This is a genomic window from Paractinoplanes maris, assembly GCF_023544465.1.
Lineage (GTDB): Bacteria > Actinomycetota > Actinomycetes > Mycobacteriales > Micromonosporaceae > Actinoplanes > Actinoplanes maris.
The window spans coordinates 437,897-459,205 of the sequence record NZ_JALPVL010000001.1 but is presented as its reverse complement, the minus strand read 5'-3'; the positions used below and the strand labels follow the sequence as shown (position 1 = coordinate 459,205).

The 21,309-nt window shown below is 70.2% G+C and carries 22 protein-coding genes; 12 read left to right on the top strand and 10 right to left on the bottom strand.

The window, feature by feature from the left end:
- Positions 1 to 65: 65 nt before the first annotated feature.
- On the bottom strand, positions 66 to 794 hold the full coding sequence (locus tag NAG42_RS02170; RefSeq protein WP_250027506.1) for a hypothetical protein: 729 nt from the start codon (positions 792 to 794) through the stop codon (positions 66 to 68).
- A 119-nt stretch (positions 795 to 913) separates the two neighbouring features.
- A complete protein-coding gene (locus NAG42_RS02165) occupies positions 914 to 1,522 on the bottom strand; it encodes an ATP-dependent Clp protease proteolytic subunit (protein WP_250027505.1) in 609 nt (202 codons plus the stop codon).
- A gap of 275 nt (positions 1,523 to 1,797) precedes the next feature.
- Between NAG42_RS02165 and NAG42_RS02160 the strand changes: the two genes are divergently transcribed.
- A complete protein-coding gene (locus NAG42_RS02160) occupies positions 1,798 to 2,325 on the top strand; it encodes a hypothetical protein (RefSeq protein ID WP_250027504.1) in 528 nt (175 codons plus the stop codon).
- A 96-nt stretch (positions 2,326 to 2,421) separates the two neighbouring features.
- Positions 2,422 to 3,234, top strand: a complete 813-nt coding sequence (locus NAG42_RS02155) for an Fpg/Nei family DNA glycosylase (protein WP_250027503.1) — start codon at positions 2,422 to 2,424, stop codon at positions 3,232 to 3,234.
- Here NAG42_RS02155 and NAG42_RS02150 read toward each other — a convergent pair.
- From NAG42_RS02150 to NAG42_RS02140, 3 genes are all read right to left on the bottom strand, one after another.
- Positions 3,212 to 4,438, bottom strand: a complete 1,227-nt coding sequence (locus tag NAG42_RS02150; RefSeq protein ID WP_250027502.1) for a polysaccharide deacetylase family protein — start codon at positions 4,436 to 4,438, stop codon at positions 3,212 to 3,214. The two genes, NAG42_RS02155 and NAG42_RS02150, sit on opposite strands and share 23 nt — an antisense overlap.
- Positions 4,439 to 4,674: 236 nt before the next feature.
- Entirely contained in the window at positions 4,675 to 6,054 is a 1,380-nt protein-coding gene (locus NAG42_RS02145; RefSeq protein WP_284044807.1) for an FAD-dependent oxidoreductase, read from the bottom strand.
- A 1-nt stretch (position 6,055) separates the two neighbouring features.
- Positions 6,056 to 7,219: a carboxylate-amine ligase gene (locus NAG42_RS02140; protein ID WP_250027501.1), complete on the bottom strand. Its 1,164-nt coding sequence runs from the start codon at positions 7,217 to 7,219 to the stop codon at positions 6,056 to 6,058.
- 141 nt (positions 7,220 to 7,360) lie between these two features.
- On the opposite strand from NAG42_RS02140, the gene NAG42_RS02135 reads away from it, so the two are divergent.
- The 3 genes from NAG42_RS02135 (at position 7,361) to NAG42_RS02125 (ending at position 11,415) form a co-directional block, all read left to right on the top strand.
- Complete coding sequence (locus NAG42_RS02135) at positions 7,361 to 8,752, top strand: carbohydrate-binding protein (protein WP_438872345.1); 1,392 nt, start codon at positions 7,361 to 7,363, stop codon at positions 8,750 to 8,752.
- 121 nt (positions 8,753 to 8,873) lie between these two features.
- Positions 8,874 to 10,163, top strand: coding sequence for a chitinase (locus NAG42_RS02130; protein ID WP_250027499.1), 1,290 nt, complete (start codon positions 8,874 to 8,876; stop codon positions 10,161 to 10,163).
- 34 nt (positions 10,164 to 10,197) lie between these two features.
- Positions 10,198 to 11,415 (top strand): glycosyl hydrolase family 18 protein, encoded by a 1,218-nt coding sequence (locus NAG42_RS02125; RefSeq protein WP_250027498.1) that lies wholly within the window; start codon positions 10,198 to 10,200, stop codon positions 11,413 to 11,415.
- 5 nt (positions 11,416 to 11,420) lie between these two features.
- Here NAG42_RS02125 and NAG42_RS02120 read toward each other — a convergent pair whose 3' ends face one another.
- Positions 11,421 to 12,089 (bottom strand): DedA family protein, encoded by a 669-nt coding sequence (locus NAG42_RS02120; protein WP_250027497.1) that lies wholly within the window; start codon positions 12,087 to 12,089, stop codon positions 11,421 to 11,423.
- A gap of 80 nt (positions 12,090 to 12,169) precedes the next feature.
- Here NAG42_RS02120 and NAG42_RS02115 point away from each other — a divergent pair, with 80 nt between their 5' ends.
- The 6 genes from NAG42_RS02115 to NAG42_RS02090 all read left to right on the top strand — a co-directional run bounded on the left by NAG42_RS02115 (position 12,170) and on the right by NAG42_RS02090 (position 17,857).
- Positions 12,170 to 12,502 (top strand): PadR family transcriptional regulator, encoded by a 333-nt coding sequence (locus NAG42_RS02115; protein WP_250027496.1) that lies wholly within the window; start codon positions 12,170 to 12,172, stop codon positions 12,500 to 12,502.
- Complete coding sequence (locus NAG42_RS02110; protein ID WP_250027495.1) at positions 12,499 to 13,419, top strand: hypothetical protein; 921 nt, start codon at positions 12,499 to 12,501, stop codon at positions 13,417 to 13,419. Before NAG42_RS02115 ends, NAG42_RS02110 begins: the two co-directional genes overlap by 4 nt.
- A gap of 42 nt (positions 13,420 to 13,461) precedes the next feature.
- Complete coding sequence (locus NAG42_RS02105) at positions 13,462 to 15,108, top strand: alpha-amylase family protein (protein ID WP_250027494.1); 1,647 nt, start codon at positions 13,462 to 13,464, stop codon at positions 15,106 to 15,108.
- A gap of 65 nt (positions 15,109 to 15,173) precedes the next feature.
- Entirely contained in the window at positions 15,174 to 15,938 is a 765-nt protein-coding gene (fabG, locus tag NAG42_RS02100; protein ID WP_250027493.1) for a 3-oxoacyl-ACP reductase FabG, read from the top strand.
- A gap of 48 nt (positions 15,939 to 15,986) precedes the next feature.
- Complete coding sequence (locus NAG42_RS02095; protein WP_250027492.1) at positions 15,987 to 16,391, top strand: hypothetical protein; 405 nt, start codon at positions 15,987 to 15,989, stop codon at positions 16,389 to 16,391.
- Positions 16,392 to 16,393: 2 nt separating this feature from the next.
- Positions 16,394 to 17,857: a glutathionylspermidine synthase family protein gene (locus NAG42_RS02090; protein WP_250027491.1), complete on the top strand. Its 1,464-nt coding sequence runs from the start codon at positions 16,394 to 16,396 to the stop codon at positions 17,855 to 17,857.
- Here the strand turns inward: NAG42_RS02090 and NAG42_RS02085 are convergent.
- Both NAG42_RS02085 and NAG42_RS02080 read right to left on the bottom strand, forming a co-directional pair.
- Complete coding sequence (locus NAG42_RS02085) at positions 17,854 to 18,285, bottom strand: hypothetical protein (RefSeq protein ID WP_250027490.1); 432 nt, start codon at positions 18,283 to 18,285, stop codon at positions 17,854 to 17,856. The two genes, NAG42_RS02090 and NAG42_RS02085, sit on opposite strands and share 4 nt — an antisense overlap.
- A complete protein-coding gene (locus NAG42_RS02080) occupies positions 18,278 to 18,643 on the bottom strand; it encodes a hypothetical protein (RefSeq protein ID WP_250027489.1) in 366 nt (121 codons plus the stop codon). Before NAG42_RS02080 ends, NAG42_RS02085 begins: the two co-directional genes overlap by 8 nt.
- Positions 18,644 to 18,714: 71 nt before the next feature.
- On the opposite strand from NAG42_RS02080, the gene NAG42_RS02075 reads away from it, so the two are divergent.
- Positions 18,715 to 19,620 (top strand): Gfo/Idh/MocA family protein, encoded by a 906-nt coding sequence (locus tag NAG42_RS02075; RefSeq protein WP_250027488.1) that lies wholly within the window; start codon positions 18,715 to 18,717, stop codon positions 19,618 to 19,620.
- Here the strand turns inward: NAG42_RS02075 and NAG42_RS02070 are convergent.
- Positions 19,601 to 20,785, bottom strand: a complete 1,185-nt coding sequence (locus NAG42_RS02070) for a hypothetical protein (RefSeq protein ID WP_250027487.1) — start codon at positions 20,783 to 20,785, stop codon at positions 19,601 to 19,603. The two genes, NAG42_RS02075 and NAG42_RS02070, sit on opposite strands and share 20 nt — an antisense overlap.
- Positions 20,782 to 21,279 carry a SigE family RNA polymerase sigma factor gene (locus NAG42_RS02065; protein WP_250027486.1) on the bottom strand — a complete coding sequence of 166 codons (498 nt, stop codon included), beginning with the start codon at positions 21,277 to 21,279 and terminating at the stop codon, positions 20,782 to 20,784. Before NAG42_RS02065 ends, NAG42_RS02070 begins: the two co-directional genes overlap by 4 nt.
- Between the last annotated feature and the right edge of the window lie 30 nt (positions 21,280 to 21,309).

Here is a 21,309-nt window from a genome sequence, read left to right as displayed (position 1 = left end):
GTGAGCCGTTCCCGGTTCCGATCAGTGCCTCGGGCGCATCGCCGTCGGCGAATGTCAGATACCCGTCAGAACCGATCGATAAACCGTGTGTCGAGCCACTCGCGAAGATTGTTCACGGCCGGCACGTCGGTGCCCAGCCAGTTGAGCGAGCCGGTCAGCGCCAGCACGCCGAGCACGATCGCGCCCAGCGAGAGGATCATGCCGAGCAGGGCGTCGGTCTTGCCCGCGACGTGGCGCTTGCCGGTGGCGTGGATGCCGCTCAGCGACAGGATGAGGGCCACGCCGGCCACGCCGAGGCCGTAACCCATGAGCGGGCCGGAGAGCACGAGCAGCACCGAGGCCACACCGAGGATCAGGCCGAGGGTGGCGAGCAGGCTGGCGCGCGGCTTCCGGCCGGCCGGGGTAACCGCGTCGCGGTCGGCCGGGCGGTCGACGGTGGCCGAACCGGTCGAGCGGTCGGCAGCCGAGCCCGTCGGGCGGTCGGCAGCCGAGCCCGTCGGGCGGTCGGTGGCCGATCCCGTCGGGCGGTCGGTGGCCGATCCAGTCGGGCGGTCGGTGGTGAGCGGCCGGGCGGCCGGTGGCGGGGGCGGCGGGTCGGTGCGGCCCGCGTGCTTGGGGGCGGGCGGCAGGTCGGTCAGCGTGTCGGCCTCGTCGCGACGTGCGCGCACGGGACCGGGGCGAACCTCGGTGGTGTTGTCCTCGCGGGGCCGGGCGACCGAACTGGCCGGGGCCGGGCGCTCGGGCGTCTCCGCGGTATCGCTCGTGGACTGGCGGGAGAACGTCGGGAGCCTCACGTCAGCACCTCCTTGGCAGATTCGGGGGATGCCCTCGTGTTACCCCGAACACACCAGAACGACACAACGGGCGCGTGGGAAGCCCCACGCGCCCGTGCTCCAACGGGTATCGACGCTGCTCAGACCAGCGACGTCGTGTTGGTGACCTGGTTGGCCCGGCTGATCACGTGGTCGACCAGGCCGTAGTCGCGGGCCTGCTCAGCAGTGAACCAGCGGTCACGGTCGGAGTCGGCCTCGATCTCCTGGGGCGTGTGGCCCGAGTGGAAGGCGATCCGCTCGTTCATCACGTTCTTGATGTGCAGCATGCTCTCGGCCTGGATGGCGATGTCGGCCGCGGTGCCGCCGATGCCGCCGGAGAGCTGGTGCATCATGATCCGCGCGTGAGGCAGCGCATACCGCTTGCCGGGGGCGCCGGCGCAGAGCAGGAACTGACCCATCGACGCGGCCATGCCCATCGCGATCGTCGCCACGTCGTTCTTGATGTACTGCATCGTGTCGTACACCGCCATGCCGGCGCTGATGGAGCCGCCGGGCGAGTTGATGTAGAGCGCGATGTCCTTCTCACTGTCGGCCGAGGCCAGCAGCAGCATCTGGGCACAGATGCGGTTGGTCACCTCGTCGTTGACCTCACTGCCGAGGAAGATGATCCGCTCCCGGAGCAACCGCTCGAACACCTGGTCATCGAAGGATGCGCCACCGCCCCGCATCGTCAACTCGTCAACACTCATGACAACACCCTCTCGCATCCGCCGCGGGACCTGTCACCCGACCGGCCATTCGACGTACCCCAGTCTCCCCAGGCGAGCCCGCAGCTCCCAGCGATTCCCCTGAGGGCGAATCCGCTCACGGCGGAACCGCACCCTGTCCTGCTCCATCCTCGTGCCCGGGCCCGGCCCGCCCAAGCGTCGCCGCGCCGTCGGCCTTCGCCGGCCTGCCGCAGGCGCGGGCGCCGGCCGGCGCAAACTCGATGGGCGGCGGGCGCCGGCTCTGTGATCATGCCGGGGTGACCAGCTTCCCCGCGCACGCTCGCCGGGTTCGTGACGAGACCCTCGATCCCCGCCGGCGCCGGGTGAGTCTGCGGAACTGCCTCCACGACTTCGCGCCCTACGGTTTCCCCGCCACCTGGCATCACTTGGCTACCGCCCACCGCATCCCGAGGCGCATCGAGGCTGATCCCTCCTCGCTGGATCGTGCCCTCGACGAACTCGAGACGGCCCGCGCTCTGGTGCTGCCGAGGGCAGTCGCCTTCGCTGCCCAGCGGCGCCGGCAGAAGCGCGAAGGCCGGCGACGCGTTCCGGCGACGTCGCACCCGTGGGATTCGTGGGGTTGCCACGCCATCGCCTACTGTCCCGATCCGGACAAGCATCCGGTTGAGCCGCTCCCCGTCGTGGTGGGCCGGGTGCTCGATGCGGGTGCCGAGGAGATCGACCCGGCCGGACGGTGCCTGGTCTGCGGCGACGAGGACCGCCGACCGCTCCGGGCCTGCCGGATCTGCGGCGTCCTGCCCGGAGGACGGGCCAACCCGCTCTGACGCCAGAAGTGACGCGCTTCGGCCGAGCGAGATGTCCGAGCCGCTCACCCGCTGGGATGGCGTGGATCCTTCGATGGCTGGGTACCGTTGCTCACCGTGCCAGAGGGACACACCATTCATCGGCTTGCGGTTCGGCATCGGGAGCTCTTCGCGGGGCAGGTTCTGCGGGTCGGCAGCCCTCAGGGGCGCTTCGCGGGCGGCGCCGCCACGGTGGACGGGCGGCGGCTGGTCGACACCGAGGCGTACGGGAAGCATCTGTTCCATCTCTATGAGGGCGACCTCAGCGTGCACGTCCATCTCGGGCTGTACGGCAAGTTCACCGACGGGCTGGTGCCGGTGCCCGAGCCGATCGGGCAGGTGCGGATGCGCCTGGTCGGCGACGCGCACTGGCTCGACCTGCGCGGGCCCACCGCCTGCGAGGTGTTCGACCCGGCTCAGGCACAGCTGCTGCGCGACCGGCTGGGGGCCGATCCGCTGCGCGACGACGCGGACAGCCGGTGGGCCGGGGAGCGGGTGCGGGCGAGCACCAAGGCGATCTTCGCGCTGCTGCTCGATCAGTCGATCGTGGCCGGATGCGGGCTCATCTATGCCAACGAAGTGCTCTTCCGGGCCGGTCTCGCGCCGGGCACGCCGGGGCGGTCGATCAGCGCGGACTGCTGGGACGAGCTCTGGACCGATCTGCGCGCGCTGATGAAGGAGGGCGTGGTGCGCGGCCGCATCGACACCGTGCACACGCGGCACACGCCCGAGGCGATGCGGCGGGCGCCGCGCGTCGACCGGCACGGCGGCGAGGTCTACGTCTATCGCCGGCCGGGGCAGCCGTGCCTGGTCTGCGGCACCGAGGTGGCCCGGGGTCCGATGGCCGGGCGCAACCTCTACTGGTGCCCTAGCTGTCAGCCGGCGGCTTGACCGTCGCCGCCGGGTCGACGGCGTCCGGCGCCGGTGTGTCGGTCGGCGTGGGCTCCGCGGCCGGCGGGGTGACGGGCCGGTCGGCCGGTTCCTCGGCCGGGATGCCCAGCGTGAAGTTCTCGGTCAGCCAGGGCAGGAGCTTCTCGTACGCGACGATGGTGGCGGGCTGGTTGAAGTCGTGCGACAGCACGATCGAGCCCGGTCGCACCTGGTCGCGCACGTCCTTGATGACCCGAGCGATGTGCTGCGGCTCGGTCTCCTTCTCGGGGTGTTCCCAGTCGCGCGGGTCGACCTGCCAATAGAGCGAGGTCATCCCGGAGCCGCCGGCCACCCCGACCAGGCGCTCGGTGAAGTTGCCACCCGGCGCCCGGAAGAACGGGATCTTCGCGGTCGGCACCGCGGTCAGGATCGCCGCGTTCGTCCGGTCCAGGTCGGCCTTGATCTCGGCCGGCTCGTCCTTACCGATCGTCAGGCTGTGGTCCCACGTGTGGTTGCAGAGCGTGTGCCCGGCCGCGACGATCTGGCGGACGATGTCGGGGTGCCGCACCACCTGCGCGCCGACCAGGCAGAACGTGGCCTTCACCTGGTACTCCTCGAGCAGGTCGAGGATCTTCGGCGTCTGCACCGGGTCGGGACCGTCGTCGAAGGTCAGCGCGACCACCTCGCTGCCCGTGGTGCGAAGCGACTTGCCGGGCCCGGCGCCGGGCTGGTCCTTGCGCGCGGCTTCGGTCGCCTCGGCCGCGGGGGCCGACGGCGAGGCCGCGGGCTTGGCCGGGGCCGGCTCAGCCTTCTCCGGCGCCTTGTCGCCGGCCGGGGTCGCCGCCGCCTCGTCGTCCTCGTCGTCCTTGGACGCCGGAGGCGGGGCCGCGCGGCGGGGCGCCTCGGTCTGGACGCCCGCGACCGCCTGCGCGGCTGCGTTCACCGCGTCGAAGCCGTCGCGGCGCTGCTCGGCCGGCATGGCCAGCAGCACGATGCCGATCGCGACCAGCGAGGCCAGCAGCGCGCCCTGCCGGGTCTTGCCCATGAGCAGCCACGACTCGATCGGCAGCGTGCCCGGCGCGCGATGGGTGCCGGTGGCCGGTGGGCGGCCCGCGGGCGGGCGGACGGCGGCGTGCCGGCCGCCGCGGGCCGGACGCGAGTGACGGGCCGAGCGGGGCGCCGGGAGGGGCGTGTCGGCGAGCGGGGTGTCTGCGAGCGAAGTCATCGCGACCCGCGGCCCGCTGCGCACACTGACGTCGGCCAGCGACTCGGGCCGGCGGTGCCGTCCGCTGGAGGTGATCGCCGAAGCATGACCCTGCGTCGGAATACGGGGCGATTGCGGCGACATCCTGCATGCCTACCGTGCCCCATGATCGTGCGCGAGACCGAAATGGTGGTTGTCGAGCTACTCAGAGCGATAGTCGCTGGCAGCGCTCTGTCACCTCGAAACCACAAATACGGTCAAAGGCTGGCGTGTACCGCCTCGGTGGCCTTTCGGGCAGCGATCAGGACCGGATCCCACACCGGGGCGAACGGCGGCGCGTAACTGAGGTCGAGTGCCGTCATCTCCTCGACCGTCATCTTGTTCCAGGCGGCCACGGCGAGGGCGTCGATCCGCTTGGCCGCCTCGGCCCGGCCCACGATCTGGGCCCCGAGCAGCAGGCCGGTGCGGCGCTCGGCGATCAGCTTGACCGTCATGAGCTCGGCACCGGGGTAATAGCCGGCCCGGCTCGTCGAGTCCACCGTGGCCGTCACGAAGGAGTAGCCGGCCAGCCGGGCCTCCTGGGAGGTGAGCCCCGTGCGGGCCACCTCGAGGTCGCAGACCTTGGTGACCGCGGTGCCGATCACGCCGGGGAACGTGGCGTAACCGCCGCCGATGTTGATGCCGGCCACCCGGCCCTGCTTGTTGGCGTGGGTGCCGAGCGGCACGTGCACCGGCTGCCCGGTGAGCAGGTGACGCGTCTCGACACAGTCACCGGCCGCCCAAATGCCCTCCAGCCCCTCGACCCGCATGCGCAGATCGGTGCGGACGCCGCCGGTCGGGCCCACGGGCAGGCCGGCCTCCCGGGCGAGCGCGGTGTTCGGGCGTACGCCCAGACCCAGCACCACGATGTCAGCCGGCACCACACCGCGCGGGGTGACCACCGCCCGCACCCGGCCGTTCGCGGTCTCCAGGCGCTCGACGTGCGCGTCGGTGACGACCTCGATGTCCATGCCCCGCATGGCCCGCAGCACCAGCGCGCCCATGTCGGGGTCGACGGTCTTGCCCATCGGCTGGGGCGACTTCTCGAGCAAGGTGACCCGCAGCCCGCGGTGCACCATCGCCTCGGCCATCTCGACGCCGATGTAGCCGCCGCCGATCACCACCGCGGTGCGGGGCTCGGGCGCACGGTCGAGCCAGGCGTGGATGGCCTCGCCGTCACCGAGCGTCTGCACGCCGAAGACACCCTCGTCGCGGACCCGCGCCCACTCCGGCATGAACGGGACCGCACCGGTGGCGTAGACGAGGTGGTCGAACGGCTCGCGCACCTCGCCACCGCCGTCGAGGTCGTGGGCCAGCACCTCGCGGCGGTCGAGGTCGATGCCGACCACCTCGTGGCGCAGCCGCACGTCGATGCCGGCCTTGCGGTGCTCCTCGGGAGTTCGGGCGACGAGTGCGTCCCGGTCCTCGACGGTGCCGCCGATCCAGTAGGGAATGCCACAGGCCGAGTACGACGTGAAGTCGCCCCGCTCGAACACGACGATGTCCAGCTCGCCCTGGCCGAGGCGCTTGCGGGCCTGGGAGGCGGCCGACATCCCGGCGGCGTCACCGCCGATGACCACCAGCTTCACGGCTCCCAGCCTACTTTTCCGCCGGCCCGCCGCGAGTGAGCTGAGCGAAACGGTCGACCACGTCGGAGACCGAGCCACCCTGGGCCAGGATCGCCCGCTGCCGCGCGGCCCCGGTGCCGTGCGCCCGCAGCCGGCCCATCAGCGTGGTGGCCATCTCGAGGTCGCCGTGCCGCTCGAGCTCGGGCCGCACGTAGTCGAAGAGCTGGCGCATCAGCCGCCAGGCCGGACGCGGCTCGCGGGTGGCCATGTCGATGTTGACGCCCTCGAGACCGTCGTGCGCGGCCCGCCAGTGCGCGGCCATCAGCAGCGGGTGCGGCACGTCGGGGGCCGGCTTGCCCTCCCCGATCTCGCCCAGCAGGGTGGCGACCAGAGCCCGGGCCAGCGCGGCCATCAGCACCGCGTCGTCGGCGGTCGGCATCACGTCGCCCATCCGCAGCTCGACGGTGGGGTAGTTGGCCGAGAGCCGGGCGTACCAGTAGAGCATTCCCTCGTCGAGCATCGCGCCGCTCGCCTCGAGGTCGGCGATCAGCGTCTGGTATTCGTCGAAGGACCGCAGATAGGGCGTGGGCCCCACGGTGGGCCAGCGCTCCCAGAGCAGCGATCGCCAGCTGGCGTAGCCGGTGTCGCGCCCGACGGCCAGCGGCGAGTTGGTCGTGGCCGCGTGGAAGATCGGCAGCCAGGGCCGCAGGTGGTTGAGGACCTGCACGCCGGTCTCGTCGTCCGGCACGCTGACGTGCACGTGGGTGCCGCACATGCCCGGGCCGGGGGAGAGGTCGCCGAAGCGCTCCCGCATGCGGTGGTAGCGCGGCTTGTCGACGAACCGGATCTGCGGCCCGGCGGCCGGCCCGGTGCCCATCGCGATCAGACGCGCCCCGGCCGCCTCGGCCGCCTCGGCCACTGTCGCGCGGAGCCCGCTCAGCGCCTCGGCCAGCGCGGCCAGCTCCAGCTGGGGCGGGCTGGCCACCTCGATCTGGCTGCGCATCAACTCGTGCTGGACGACCTCGCGCATCTCGGCCGGGATGTGGTCGAAGACCTCCTCGACGGACTCCACAGCGCGCGGCTCCACCGCGTCGACCAGCAGGTATTCCTCCTCGACGCCGAGGGTGAGCAGATCGTTCGACTCGGCCCTCCGGGCCAGTTCCGGGTCAATGGTCGTCGAGTCCGCGGTGTCCATGCGCGCGCCTTACCCGGTAGTTGCCGCACGGAAACTGCTGGTATGGACGGGCAATTGATGGCTGTCCATGTTGACAGCGAGTTGTCAACAAGCGTGAAATCCGTGAGAGCGCTCTCACCTACCCCCGAAGGAAGGCGCACAATGTCTCGACGGATACGCGGAGCATTTGCGGCGGCGGCCGCCATGCTCGCAGTCACGGCCACTACTCTCTTCGCTGTTAACGCTAACGCAGCCGTTCCGAGTGCCCCGCCCGGCATGTCGCTGGTCTTCAGCGACGACTTCACCGGCGGCGCCGGAACCGGGCTGAACCGGTCGAACTGGCTCTACGACATCGGACACGGCTACCCCGGCGGCGCGTCGAACTGGGGCACCGGCGAGGTCGAGTACATGACCGATTCGACCAGCAACGTCTACCAGGACGGCGGCGGCAACCTGGTGATCAAGCCGCTGCGCGACTCGGCCGGCAACTGGACCTCGGGCCGGGTCGAGACCCAGCGCACCGACTTCGCCGCGCCCGCCGGCGGCAAGGTGCGCATCGAGGCGCGGATCCAGCAGCCCAACGTCAGCGGGGCGGCCGCCGCCGGTTACTGGCCGGCGTTCTGGGCCCTCGGTGCGGCCGCCCGCCCGGTCGGCGCGACGAACTGGCCGAGCATCGGCGAGTGGGACATCATGGAGAACATCAACGGCCGTGAATCGGTGTTCGCCGCCCTGCACTGCGGCACCAACCCGGGCGGGCCTTGCAACGAGACCACCGGCATCGGCAGCGGTGAGCGGGCCTGCAGTGGTTGCAAGACCGGCTTCCACACGTACGCGATCGAGTACGACCGCAGCACGTCGCCCGAGCAGCTGCGGTGGTATCTGGACGGCAACAACTACTTCACGCTCAGCTCGACCGCGGTCGACGCCACCACCTGGAACAACGCCACCCACCACGGCATGTTCGTGATCCTCAACGTGGCCATCGGTGGCGGGTTCCCGGCGGCCTTCGGCGGCGGCCCGACCGCGGCCACCCAGCCCGGCGTCCCGATGCTCGTCGACTACGTGGCCGTCTGGCAGGGCGGGGGCGGCGGCAGCACCACGCCGCCGCCGACCACCACGCCGCCCACCACCACGCCGCCGGGCGGCACGCGGGACGCCTTCTCGCGGATCGAGGCCGAGTCGTTCAACTCGTCGGCCGGCGTGCAGGTCGAGGCGTGTTCCGAGGGTGGCCAGGACGTCGGCTACATCGGTAACGGCGACTGGCTGCAATTCAACAACGTCAACTTCGGTACGGGCGGCGTGCGCGACTTCGTCGCCCGGGTCGCTTCGGGCGCCGGCTCCGGGGTCAGTGGCCTCATCGAGGTACGCGTCGACAGCCGCACCAGCGCGCCGATCGGCAGCTTCGCGTTCGGCAGCACCGGTGGCTGGCAGAACTGGCAGTCGATTCCCGGCAACGTGTCGAACGTGACCGGCACCCACACCGTCTTCCTGACCTTCGCCAGCGGTCAGCCGGCGGACTTCGCCAACGTCAACTGGATCCAGTTCCGTCGCTGACTCGACCCGGGACCCGGGGGCCGGACCTTTAAGGATGTTTAAGGTCCGGCCCTCTGGACTTTTACTGTTAACAGTCCTAATGATTGATACATCTCATTGGGTTCGGGTGGAGGGGAGAGCCATGAGGCGCTCCAGATCGGTAATCCTGGCTACCGTCACGGCACTCGTCGCGGGTGGCGCGGCGACCTACTTCACCGGCTCGGCCTCGGCCGCCGCGGCCTGCGCGCCGGCGTGGAGCGCCTCGCAGGTCTACGTGGGTGGCAACACCGCCTCGCAGAACGGCACCAACTACAGCGCCAAGTGGTGGACACAGAACGAGTCGCCGGCCACCCACAGTGGACAATGGGACGTCTGGAAGAGCGACGGCGCGTGCGGCACGACGCCGCCGACCACTCCGCCGGCCACGCCTCCCGCCACCACCGCGCCGCCGACCACGCCGCCCGCCACCACCACGCCGCCGACGACCCCGCCCACCACCACCGCGCCGCCGACGACCCCGCCGTCGAACGGGCAGCTGCCCAAGCACTTCCTGACCGGCTACTGGCAGAACTTCGACAACGGCGCCGCCCCGCTGAAGCTCGCCGCGGTCCCGAACAACTATGACCTCATCGCGGTCGCCTTCGCCGACGCCACCTCGACGCCGGGAGCGGTCACCTTCAACCTCGACCCCGGCCTGGCCGCTGCGGTCGGCGGCTACACCGACGCGCAGTTCAAGGCGGACATCGCGACCCTGCACTCACGCGGCAAGAAGGTCGTCATCTCGGTCGGCGGTGAGAAGGGCACGGTCGGCGTCAGCAGCAGCTCGGCCGCCACGGCGTTCGCCGACTCGGTGTATCGCCTGATGACCACGTACGGCTTCGACGGGGTCGACATCGACCTGGAGAACGGCCTCAACGCCACCTTCATGGCGCAGGCGTTGCGCAGCCTGCGGGCCAAGGCCGGGGCCAATCTGATCATCACGATGGCCCCGCAGACCATCGACATGCAGTCGCCGCAGTCGTCCTACTTCGCGCTGGCGCTGAGCATCAAAGACATCCTGACCGTGGTGTTCACCCAGTTCTACAACTCGGGCTCGATGCTCGGCTGCGACAACAACGCCGCGTACAGCCAGGGCACGGTGAACTTCCTGACCGCGCTGGCCTGCATCCAGACCCAGGGTGGGCTGCGACCCGACCAGGTCGCGCTCGGCCTGCCGGCCAGCACCCGCGCCGCCGGCGGCGGTTACGTGGCCCCGGCCGTGGTCAACAACGCGCTCGACTGCCTGGCCAAGGCGACCAACTGCGGCTCCTTCCGGCCGCCGGCCACCTACCCGGGCATCCGGGGCGCGATGACCTGGTCGATCAACTGGGACGTCACCAACGGCAACGGCTTCGCGAACACCGTCAAGCCGCACCTCGCCACCCTCCCCTGATCCACCCCCACCCCCCTCAGCAGGAGAATCCCCCGTGAAACTGAGCAGGAAGTTGCTCATCCTCGGCACGGTCGCCGCCGCCGGTACGGCTGCCGCGGTGCTGCCGATGGCCACCTCGAACGCGGCCGCCGCCTGTGCCCCCGCGTGGAGCTCGAGCGCCGTCTACGTCAAGGACAACAGCGCCTCGCAGAACGGCCACAACTACACCGCCAAGTGGTGGACCCAGAACGAGGCACCGGCTACCCACAGTGGACAGTGGGACGTCTGGGCCGACGGCGGTGTCTGCGGTGGCACCACGCCGCCCACCACCACGCCGCCGACGAACCCGCCCACCACCACGCCGCCGACCAACCCCCCGACCACGCCGCCGTCGACCGGCACCAAGATGGTGTCCGCGCCGTACGTCTACCCGGGCTGGGGCAACCCGCCGGCCCCGTCGGCGCTCGCCGGCACCGGCGTCAAGGCGTTCACCATCGCCTTCGTGCTCGCCGGCAACGGCTGCAACCCGGCCTGGGACGGCGAGAGCGGCCTGACCGGCGGCGTGCACGCCAGCTACATCGCCCAGGCCCGGGCGGCCGGCATCGACATCGTGCCGTCGGTCGGCGGGTGGAGCGGCAACAAGCTCGGCCCGAACTGCTCGACGCCCGAGGCGCTGGCCGGCGCGTACCAGAAGATCATCGACGCGTTCCAGCTGAAGTCCATCGACATCGACATCGAGAACTCCGACGAGTTCGAGAACACCGTCGTGCAGGACCGGGTGCTGAACGCGCTGAAGATCGTCAAGCAGAAGAACCCGTCGGTGAAGACGATCCTGACCTTCGGCACCTCGCCGACCGGCCCGAACTACTACGGCACCCGGCTCGTGCAGCAGGCCAAGGCGCTCAACGCGAACATCGACATCTTCACCCAGATGCCGTTCGACTTCAGCGGCGGTGCCGACATGTACGGCTCGACCGTGGGCGCCACCGAGGGCCTGAAGAACCTGCTGAAGACCACCTTCGGCTACACCGACGCGCAGGCCTACTCCCACGTCGGCATCTCGGGCATGAACGGTCTCTCCGACCAGCAGGAGCTCACCAGCGTGGAGACGTGGACCCGGATCCGCGATTACGCGAAGAGCAAGAACCTGTCGCGCTTCACCTTCTGGGCGGTCAACCGCGACCGCGGCTGCGCCGGTGGCGGCGTGGTCTCCAACTGCTCCGGCATCGCGCAGGCCGACTGGGCTTTCACGAGGATCAGCGCCGGTTTCTAGAAGATCTATCGCTCACTAGACGCGCGGCCGCTCCGTCCAGCGGCCGCGCGTCGCCTTTTGCGCACCTTTTTGACGACCCAGCTGCCGATCGAGAGCACGAGCAGCGCCCAGATCGCGTAGTCGAAGTATTGGCTGTATTTCTCCAGGTCCTGCCAGCGCGAGCCGAGCGCGTAGCCGCCGCCGACAAAGATGGCGTTCCAGACACCGCTGCCGATCGTGGTGAAGATCGCGAACTGGCCGAGCGGCATGTGGTTGGCGCCGGCCGGGATCGAGATCAGGCTGCGGACGACCGGCGCGCACCGCCCGAACAGGACCGCCGCTTTGGCGTGCCGCTCGAACCAGGTGTCGGCCTTGTCGAGGTCGTCGGCGTCGACCAGGGGGATGCGGTCGAGCCAGCGCCGCAGCCTTTCCTCGCCCAGGCCGTAGCCGAGCCAGTAGAGCAACAACGCGCCGCCGACCGAGCCGGCGGTGGCGGCGACGAAGACCAGAGCCAGGTTGACCCGGCCCTCGCTCGCCAGATAACCACCCAGGGACAGCACGATCTCGCTGGGGATCGGCGGAATCACGTTTTCCAGGGCGACGAGCAGGCCGACGCCGAGCTCGCCCAGCGACTCGATGACGGACGCCACCCACCCTGTCAGCCCGCCTTGCTGACTCAGACCCGACTCTGCCATCGCCCCTTCCTACCCGGCGAATCTGAAACCAACCTGAAGCGCGGCCTTGAATATGCCGACCGTCGGTATATGCTTCCGGCGTGAATGAGCCGACCTTCCTGATCCTCACCGCGCTCGCCGGTGAGTCCCAGCACGGTTATGCCGTGATCGAGGACGTCGAGCGGATCACCGGCGGGCGGGTCCGTCTGCGGGCCGGCACGCTCTATGCCGCGCTCGACCGGCTGCGGGGTGAGGGCCTGATCGAGGTCGATCGGGAAGAGGTCGTCCAGTCCCGCCTGCGGCGTTACTACCGGCTCACCGCGGCCGGCGAGCAGAGCCTCGCGACCGAGACCGACCGCCTGCGGGAGCAGGCCACCATCGCTGAGCGGCGGCTGCGTGCCCGCCGCGCCGACTTCGGGGGAGCCACCGCGTGACCGAGATCCGCTATCGCCGCCTGCTCGCGCTCTACCCGCGCGACTTCCGCCAGGAGTATGGCGAGGAGATGCTCGGCGTCCTGATGGCCGACCCACGTCCCGGCCTCACCCAGGTGGCCGACGTCGCCCGCGGCGCGGTCGCCGCGCACTTCCGCGGCTTGTGGGCCGGGGAGAGCCGGGCCGCCCGGGTGGTGCAGATCTTCGGGGCGATCCTGCTCTTCGCGGTCGCGCTGCGCCGTGTCACCGGCGAGCTGTTCGTCACGGTCCGCCACTTCGACGAGGTCGGCTGGCAATACCTCGAGGTGACCAGCTCGCTGCGGTTGGCGGCCTGGGGTGTCGTGCTGGTGGCCGCCCTCCTCGGCCGGCGCCTGCTCGGTGTGGCCGGCGCCGCGGCCGGGCTGGCCGGCGAGATCCTGGTGCCGGCGCGTTCCTACGTGGACACTCCGGCCACGGTGTTGTATGCCTACTGGCTGATCGTCTCCGCGGCCCTGGTGCTGATCGCCGGACTGATCGCCGATCGGGGTGCCGTCCGGCCGAAAGGCTCGCTGTGGGTCGTGGCCGGCGGGGTGGTTCTTGTCCTGGGGACGGTGCTGGCCCCCGTCAGTCAGTTCGGAGCCTATGACCTGCAGTGGATCCTGGTCCTGTTCGCGGCGGTGCTGGCGGCGGTGGCCATTTTCCGGCAGGAGCCGCGACTGCGTGCCCGGCTCCTGTGCTGGGCGGCCCCGGTGATCGCGACGGTGCCGGTGGTCGAGTTCGGTTTCGGCGAGCTCATCGTCTACAACATGGGTCACCCCGAGTCCACCCGCATGATCAGCCCGCTGCAGTGGGCGGTGCTCGTGCTGGTGCCGGCGATGGCCTTCGTGGGAGCGTCCGTTCTCGACCGCCGCGGCCGGGTGACGGCGGCGGCGACGCGCTGATCGGCGGTTTGGCCCGGCGAGGCCACGGTGAAGTAGAGGGACATGACTGACCGGTGGTATCGGAAAGCCGTTGTTTATTGCGCCGACATCGACACGTTCGCCGACTCGAACGGCGACGGGTGCGGTGACATTCGCGGGCTGATCGGAAGGCTCGACTATCTGGCCCGGCTCGGGGTGAACTGCTTGTGGCTCAACCCCATCCACCCGACGCCCGACCGGGACGACGGTTACGACGTGACCGACTTCTACAACGTCGACCCGCGCTTCGGCAACCTCGGTGACGTCGCCGAGCTGCTGCACCAGGCGGGAAACCTGGGCATCAAGGTGATCATCGACCTGGTTGTCAACCACACCTCCGACCAGCACCCGTGGTTCCAGTCGGCCCGGTCGTCACCCGATTCGCCATACCGTGACTGGTATGTCTGGTCCGACACCGAGCCCGCCGACCGCAAGCAGGGCATGGTCTTCCCCGGCGAGCAGGACGAGACCTGGACCTACGACCGCACGGCGAAATCCTGGTATTACCACCGGTTCTACAAGTTCCAGCCCGACCTCAACATCAACAATCCGGCCGTCCGCGAGGAGATCAAGAAGATCTGCGCGTTCTGGCTGCAGCTGGGCGTCTCCGGGTTCCGCATGGACGCGGTGCCGTTCATCATCGAGCAGACCGAGCCGGGCAACCCCAACTCGCCCAAGGACCTCGACTTCCTCACCGACCTGCGGCAGCACGTGCAGTGGCGCAAGGCCGACGCGGTGCTGCTGGCCGAGGCGAACGTCGAGCCCGATGAGCTGGTGAAGTTCTTCGGCGACGGTGGTGGGTCGAACAACCGCATCCACATGCTGTTCGACTTCATGCTCAACGGCCGGCTGATCCTGGCCCTGGCCCGCGAGGACGCCGAGCCGATCATCGACGGCCTGAAGGACACCCCCAAGCTGCCCCCGGGCGGCCAGTGGGCCACCTTCCTGCGCAACCACGACGAGATCGACCTGTCCCGGCTGACCGCCGAGCAGCGCTCCGAGGTGTTCGCCAAGTTCGGGCCCGATGAAGACATGCAGCTCTACAGCCGGGGCATCCGGCGGCGGCTGGCTCCGATGCTCGGCAACGACCGCCGGCACATCGAGCTGGCCTACTCCTTGCAGTTCACCCTGCGGGGCACTCCGGTGCTGCGGTACGGCGAGGAGATCGGCATGGGTGACGACCTCACCCAGAAGGGGCGCAACGCGATCCGGACGCCCATGCAGTGGTCGCTGCAGCCCAACGGCGGCTTCTCCAGCGCCAAGGCCGGCGACCTGGTGCGCCCGGCGATCACCGGCGGCGACTACGGCTGGGAGACGGTCAACGTCACCCACCAGCGGCACAACCCGCAGTCGCTGCTGTCCTGGTTCGAGCGCATGATCCGGACCCTCCGCGAGGCCCCCGAGGTCGGCACCGGCAGCTGCACGCATGTCGATATTCCGGCCCCGACCAGTGTGTTGGTCCACCGGGCGGACGGCGAGACCGGCACGATGGTCTTCGTGCACAACCTGGGCACCGAGACGGTCACCCTCGATCTCAGTTCGCTCGCCGCCGAGGCGGATCTGCCCAACGATGTCCTGGCCGACCAGGAATATCCGGAGTTGGGCGATTTCGGCAAGGTCGAGGTGGCCGGTTACGGATACCGGTGGATCCGCCTGCGGCGTACGCCGTGATCGCGGGTTATTGTGCACTCCGAGCCTAAAACTTACGCCGTTAGTTAACTCAGCCGGAGGCCGTAGTGTCGCAGTCCGCCCCCACCCGCGTAGCCATCGTCACCGGAGCCGCCCGCGGCATCGGTGAGGCCACCGCCCGCAAGCTCGCCGCCGACGGCATGGCCGTGGCGGTCGTCGACCTCGACGAGGGTGCTTGCGCCAACACGGTGACCGCGATCCACGACGCGGGCGGCACCGCCCTCGCGGTGGGGGCGGACGTCTCCGACGCGATCCAGGTCAACACCGCCATCGATCGGGTCGCGGCCGAGCTGGGCGCGCCGACCGTGCTGGTCAACAACGCCGGCGTCCTGCGCGACAACCTGCTCTTCAAGATGACCGACGACGACTGGGAGACCGTGATGGCGGTCCACCTGCGCGGCGCGTTCCTGTTCAGCCGCGCGGTGCAGAAGCACATGGTCGACGCCGGCTGGGGCCGCATCGTCAGCCTCTCCAGCACCTCCGCACTCGGCAACCGCGGTCAGGCCAACTACGCGGCGGCCAAGGCGGGTCTCCAGGGCTTCACCAAGACCCTGGCGATCGAGCTGGGCCGGTTCGGCATCACGGCCAACGCGGTCGCTCCCGGTTTCATCGTCACCGACATGACGGCGGCCACGGCGGCCCGGGTCGGTGTCGATTTCGCCCAGTTCGAGAAGGCCGCGGTCGCTCAGATTCCCGTTGGCCGGGCGGGTCGCCCCGAGGACGTCGCCAACACCGTATCCTTCCTCGTCAGCGAGGGTGCCGGCTTCGTCTCGGGTCAGGTCATCTATGTTGCTGGAGGGCCCCGGGCGTAGCCGGTGGTTGCTGGGAGGCGCTACAAATATATGATGATGAACCGACGCATGAGCTCGCGCAGTGTGTCGCTGACCAGCACGTTCTTGCTCCTGGCGGCGGGCGGTGCGGCGGCGTGCGACAACGACGACGACTACCAGGACGCCAGTTTTTACTGCGCCGACGCCAACGGCACGGTCGTCGACGAGGATTACTGCGACGACAACGACAACAACGGCGGCTCCGGTCTCGGCGCTCTGCCCTTCTTCATCTGGTATTCGTCGGCCTTCCGGCCGGGCTACCCGGTCGGCAGCGTGCTGCCGGCCGGGGGCAACAGGTTCGCCTACAACGACCGGGCCGCGCGGCAGTCCTTCGGGCTGCCCGCCTCCGGCAAGATCAGCAACGGCACGGTGAAGACCAGCGTGGTGGGTAAGGGCGGTGCCGCCCGCGGTTCCGGCAAGAGCTCGGGCGGCTGAGCGTGCGCCGTATCCCGCACGGTCCGATCCGCGACGGCTGGAAGCTCACCAACTTCAGTCTCGGGCTGACCTACAACGACACCGAGCTGCCCGACGGCACGATGGTGTCGTACTGGCAGGAGGGGCCGTTCTACGACTTCACCGCAGCCGAGATCGAGGAGCTCGAGACGGCCACGGCGGCGCTCTTCGAGATGAGCCTCGAGGCCGGCGACTGGATGGTGAAGCAGTGCCCGCGCCACACGGTCCAGGGCCGCAAGGACGGCTATTTCGCGTCCGTCTGCAACCCCTCGACGTGTTACCTCGCCAAGATCGGCATCCCGGAGTTCGCCCACGAGCAGATCATCCGGACCTGGTTCGACGGTGACGCCGAGACGTGGACGCACTACGACAAAGACCCCGAGATGCGTCTGCCGATGGAGACGCCGGACTACTCACCGAGCGTCTACGGCCGTTTCGACCTCTGGTACAACGGCGCCGGCAGCACGCCCAAGCTTCTCGAGTTCAACGCGCAGACGCCCACCGCCCTGGTCGAGAGCGCGGTCATCCAGTGGCACTGGGCCGACCAGACCAACCTGACCAAGCACCCGTGGCGCCAGTGGAACTCGATCCACGACCGCCTGGCCGGCTGGCCCGCGGCTCCCGGCGAGCCCGGCGACCCGGGCGCCTGGCGGCGCAACATCGGCAAGCTGCGCGAGGCCCGCACCTGGCTGCCCGAGAAGCCGAAGATCTTCTTCGCCTACGAGACGTCCGAGCGCACCGGCGAGGACCGGATGAACGTCGCCTACCTGATGGCCACGGCCGAGGAGGCCGGTTACCCGGTCGAGCTGATCGCGATGAGCCAGATCGGCTGGGACGTGGCCGGCGACCGGGTGGTCTTCGTGCCCGCCCCGGGCAAGGAGCACCAGGCCGAGCCGATCGACATCATCTTCATGCTCTATCCCTGGGAGTGGTTCTGGTCGGAGGAGGGCGGCAAAGCCTTCTTCCGCAACATGGCCGACCCCACCAAGCACGGCACGGTCTGGATCGAGCCGCCCTACAAAGCCGCGCTGCTCGGCAACAAAGCCCTGCTGCCGGTGCTGTGGATGCTCTTCGGTGACCACCCCGAGCGCAGCAAATACCTGCTCCCGGCCTACTTCGCCGAGTCCTCCAAGGCCGCCTCGCTGACCAGCTACGCCAAGAAGCCGATCTGGGGCCGCGAGGGCGGTTCGGTCACCCTGGTGCGCGACGGGCAGACGATCGTCGAAAACCCTTCCGAGTACGGATCGGACGGGCGCTTCATCGTGCAGGAGTTGTGCGAGCTGCCGTCCTTCGAGGGCCTCGAGGGCACAGTCCACCCGGTGATCGGCTCATGGCTGATCGACGGCGAGCCGGCCGGCATGGGCATCCGCGAGGGTCTCGGCACCCAGGGTCTGGTGACCAACGACACCAGCTTCTTCGTGCCGCACACCATCGAGGCGGACGACTAAACCGCATCCCCGGGGCGCGGGCGGTGGCGCCAGATCCACCAGAGGCCGATGAACGGCAGCACGAGCGGCACATAGCCGTAGCCGCTGCCGAAGTGCGACCACACCGTGTCGTCGGGGAAGTCGCCCGCGTCGGCCAGGGTCAGAAAGCCCACCACGAGCACGCCGATCAGCTCGATGCTGCAGCTGACCAGCGCGATCAGCCGGCCCCGGGTGCCCCCGATCGCCAGGCCCACGGTCGCCGAGAGGTAGACCAGGCCGGCGAACGCCGACAGCAGATAGGCCAGCGGCGCCTCGCCGAAGTGTGTGGTGATCTGCACCAGCGCGCGGGCGCTGGCCGAGAGCGCGAAGACGCCGTAGACCAGCAGCAACACCCGGCCGAGGCCGGTGCCGAGCGCGGCGTCGCGGGGGCGGGTCGAGGACTCAGGCACCGGTCACCGACGCAATCTGCTGCAGCCGCAGCACGAGAACCGGAATCACCAGGCAGGCGACGCCGAGGATGAGGCTGCCCCACCGGGTCGGCTCGAGCCGGGCCAGATAGCCGGCCACCGGGACGAAGGCGATCGTCGTGATCAGATAGCCGGCGAAGGTGGCCGTGTCGCTCGGGCGGGAGCCGTCGAAGAGACCGATCACCGCGACCACGACCAGGACCACGATTAGCGCGCTGAGCACCGCGGCGGCCAGCAGGTCGTATCGGCTGGGCGCGCGGTTGAGGGCGGTGCGCAGCAGATACCACACCGCCAGCACCAGGGCGGCGATGATGGTCGCCACCGACAGAGGACCGTTCACTCGGCACAGCGTACTGATCGACGTCGGCCTGGTAGCTTGCGCCTTGATTCTCCAGAGAGGCAGGCGACAATATGCGCTTCGGACTGTTCGGCACGGGACCCTGGGCGCATCTGGCGCACGCTCCGGCGCTGGCCGCCCATCCGGAGGCCGAGTTCGTCGGCGTCTGGGGCCGCAATGCCGGCAAGGCCGCCGAGCTGGCCGGGGAGTACGGCGTCCGGGCCTGCACCGACCAGGACGAGCTGCTGGCCGAGGTCGATGCCGTGGCCATCGCCCTGCCGCCCGACGTGCAGGCCCCGCTCGCGCTGCGGGCCGCCCGGCAGGGCAAGCACCTGCTGCTCGACAAGCCGATCGCCTTCACCAACGAGCAGGCGGCCGAGATCGTCGCCGCGGTCACCGAGCGCAACCTGGCCTCGGTGGTCTTCTTCACCCGCCGGCTGTTCCCGCAGATCGCCGAGTTCGTCGCGGACGCGGCGGCCACCGGCGGCTGGACCGAGGCCCGGGTCGACCACCTCGGCTCGATCTTCACCGAGGACAACCCGTTCGGCGCCTCGGCCTGGCGCAAGCAGAGCGGCGGCCTCTGGGACGTCGGCCCGCACGCGCTGGCGCTGGTGCTGCCGGTGCTGGGCGCGGTGACCGAGGTGGCCGGTCTGGCCGGTCCCCGGGACATGACCCACCTGCTGCTGCGGCACGCGAGCGGCACGATCAGCAACCTCACCCTCTCGGTGGATGCCCCGGCCGCCGCCGAGCGCGAGGACGCCCAGTTCGCCGGTGAGGCCGGCGTCCGCCCCGTGCCGGACGCGCCGTGGTCGCCGACCGAGGCCCTGGGCCGGGCGATCGACCAGCTGATCGCCGCGGCCGCCGGCGGCCCGCCGGTCGAGCTCGACGTCCGCTTCGGCGCCGAGGTGACCGCCGTCCTGGTCGCCGCGCAGGAGGCGATCACCTCGGGTCGTACGGTGTCTATCGACAGCGCCAGATGAGCGGCTGAATCGGCAGCGTGAGGTCGGCGGGCCCGCTCATCGCGATCCCGCTGACCACGTGCGCGTCGTCGCTGATCCCCTCGACGACGAACGAACCCAGATAGGCGTCCACGGCGGGCAGGTAGGCCGGCAACGACAGCGTCCTGGGCCCGACGTAGATCTCGGGGTTGTCCTGGCCGAACCGCCACCGGCCGGGCCCGGCGACCTGAGTCTTCATCGCCAGAGCGCCGACCTCCTGCCAGGTGCCGGTGCGGGGCTCGTACCGGTAGTCGATCTGCTCGGAGCCGGGGCCGCCGGTGACCGGGAAGGCGACGGTGCCGTAGAGCCAGCCGTACCGGAAGACCAGCGGTTCGAAACCGAGCGCCGGCTTTCCGTCGACATGAGGCGCCGGGATCGGCCGGGCGGTGCCGTCCGGGAGCCACAGATAGCCCTGGAAGTCGCCGATGACACCGGCGATCGTGCCGTCCGGGGCGATGTCGCGCACCTCGGCCCGGACGCCGTCGGGCGCCGCCAGCGGCTCGGGAGCGGCTGCCGGGGACGACCAGCGCACCGGCTTCTCCTTCTGGTCGCGGCCCAGCTGGCCGGCGACCACCCCGCTGTCGTTGATCGCGACCGCGAAGCCGGTGCCGCCCTTCAGCCGGGTGAACGTCCCGTCCCGGTAGGTCCAGGGGTGGTCGGCCCGGCTGTCGCTGATGCCGACCGCGACGCCCGACGCGTTGATGTCGGTCATCGTCATCCCGCCGACCGGAGGCACGACGTCCGCGACCAGCTTGCCGTCGTGCCATACGAGGTGCGACTTCGAGATCGACGGCGTGCCCACGTCGGGTTCGGCCCGGCCGATCAGCCAGCGGCCGGACGAGTCACCCGCGGTCACCTCGGCGCTGCGGTAGCTCTTGGCCGGCAGCGGGGCGGCCGTGCACGACGCCGGCACGACCGGGTCGGGCGGCAGGTCGGGCAGCGGGCGCGGGGCCGGTGGCCGGGCCGCCACCAGCACCCCGCCGGTGACCGCGGTGACGGCCACCGCGGCCAGCGAGCCGGTCGCCCACCAGCGCCGGCGGCGGCGCCGGCCGTCGCGCATCGCCTTCACGACATCGATCCGGGGCGGGCCGGACGGTTCGCCGGCCAGCGGGCGCAGCAGCGCGGTGACGTAGTCGTCGTCGTTCACAGCGCACCTCCGACGCGGTCACCCAGGATCCGGCGCAGGGCGGTCAGCCCGTGCGAGGTCTGGCTCTTGACGGTGCCTTCCGAACAACCGAGCAGCTGGGCCACGTCGGCCACCGAGCGGTCGCACAGGAAGCGCAGCACCAGCACGGCCTGCTGGCGGGCGGGGATCCGGTCCAGGGCGGCCCGCAACACCGCCTTCTCCTCCGACGCGTCGGCCGGAGCCGGTCTTTCGGGTGGCTTGTCCCGCAGGCTCACCCGCCACCAGCCCCGGCGCTTCTCGTCGAGGAACGCGCGCACGAGCATCGTGTGCACATAGGCGTCGACGTTCTCGACCTTGGCGATCCGCGGCCACTTCGCGTACAGCTTGGTGATCGTCTCCTGCACCAGGTCGTCCGCCTGGTGTTCGTCGCCGCCGAGCAGGAAGGCCACCCGCCGCAGCGCCGGAATCCGCCCGGAGACGTACTCGAGGTAGCCGGCATCCGAATCGTCGTTCATCCCCGCTCCGTCCTGTCGTCCATCAATAGA

What these genes read in the sequence shown, in the direction of transcription:
- NAG42_RS02075 (WP_250027488.1), top strand. Translation starts at nt 18,715, where the DNA reads ATGCGCTTCGGACTGTTCGGCACGGGACCCTGGGCGCATCTGGCGCAC.
- NAG42_RS02065 (WP_250027486.1), bottom strand. Translation starts at nt 21,279, where the DNA reads ATGAACGACGATTCGGATGCCGGCTACCTCGAGTACGTCTCCGGGCGG.
- NAG42_RS02105 (WP_250027494.1), top strand. Translation starts at nt 13,462, where the DNA reads ATGACTGACCGGTGGTATCGGAAAGCCGTTGTTTATTGCGCCGACATC.
- NAG42_RS02135 (WP_438872345.1), top strand. Translation starts at nt 7,361, where the DNA reads ATGTCTCGACGGATACGCGGAGCATTTGCGGCGGCGGCCGCCATGCTC.
- NAG42_RS02095 (WP_250027492.1), top strand. Translation starts at nt 15,987, where the DNA reads ATGAGCTCGCGCAGTGTGTCGCTGACCAGCACGTTCTTGCTCCTGGCG.
- NAG42_RS02150 (WP_250027502.1), bottom strand. Translation starts at nt 4,438, where the DNA reads ATGACTTCGCTCGCAGACACCCCGCTCGCCGACACGCCCCTCCCGGCG.
- NAG42_RS02165 (WP_250027505.1), bottom strand. Translation starts at nt 1,522, where the DNA reads ATGAGTGTTGACGAGTTGACGATGCGGGGCGGTGGCGCATCCTTCGAT.
- NAG42_RS02140 (WP_250027501.1), bottom strand. Translation starts at nt 7,219, where the DNA reads ATGGACACCGCGGACTCGACGACCATTGACCCGGAACTGGCCCGGAGG.
- NAG42_RS02130 (WP_250027499.1), top strand. Translation starts at nt 8,874, where the DNA reads ATGAGGCGCTCCAGATCGGTAATCCTGGCTACCGTCACGGCACTCGTC.
- NAG42_RS02120 (WP_250027497.1), bottom strand. Translation starts at nt 12,089, where the DNA reads ATGGCAGAGTCGGGTCTGAGTCAGCAAGGCGGGCTGACAGGGTGGGTG.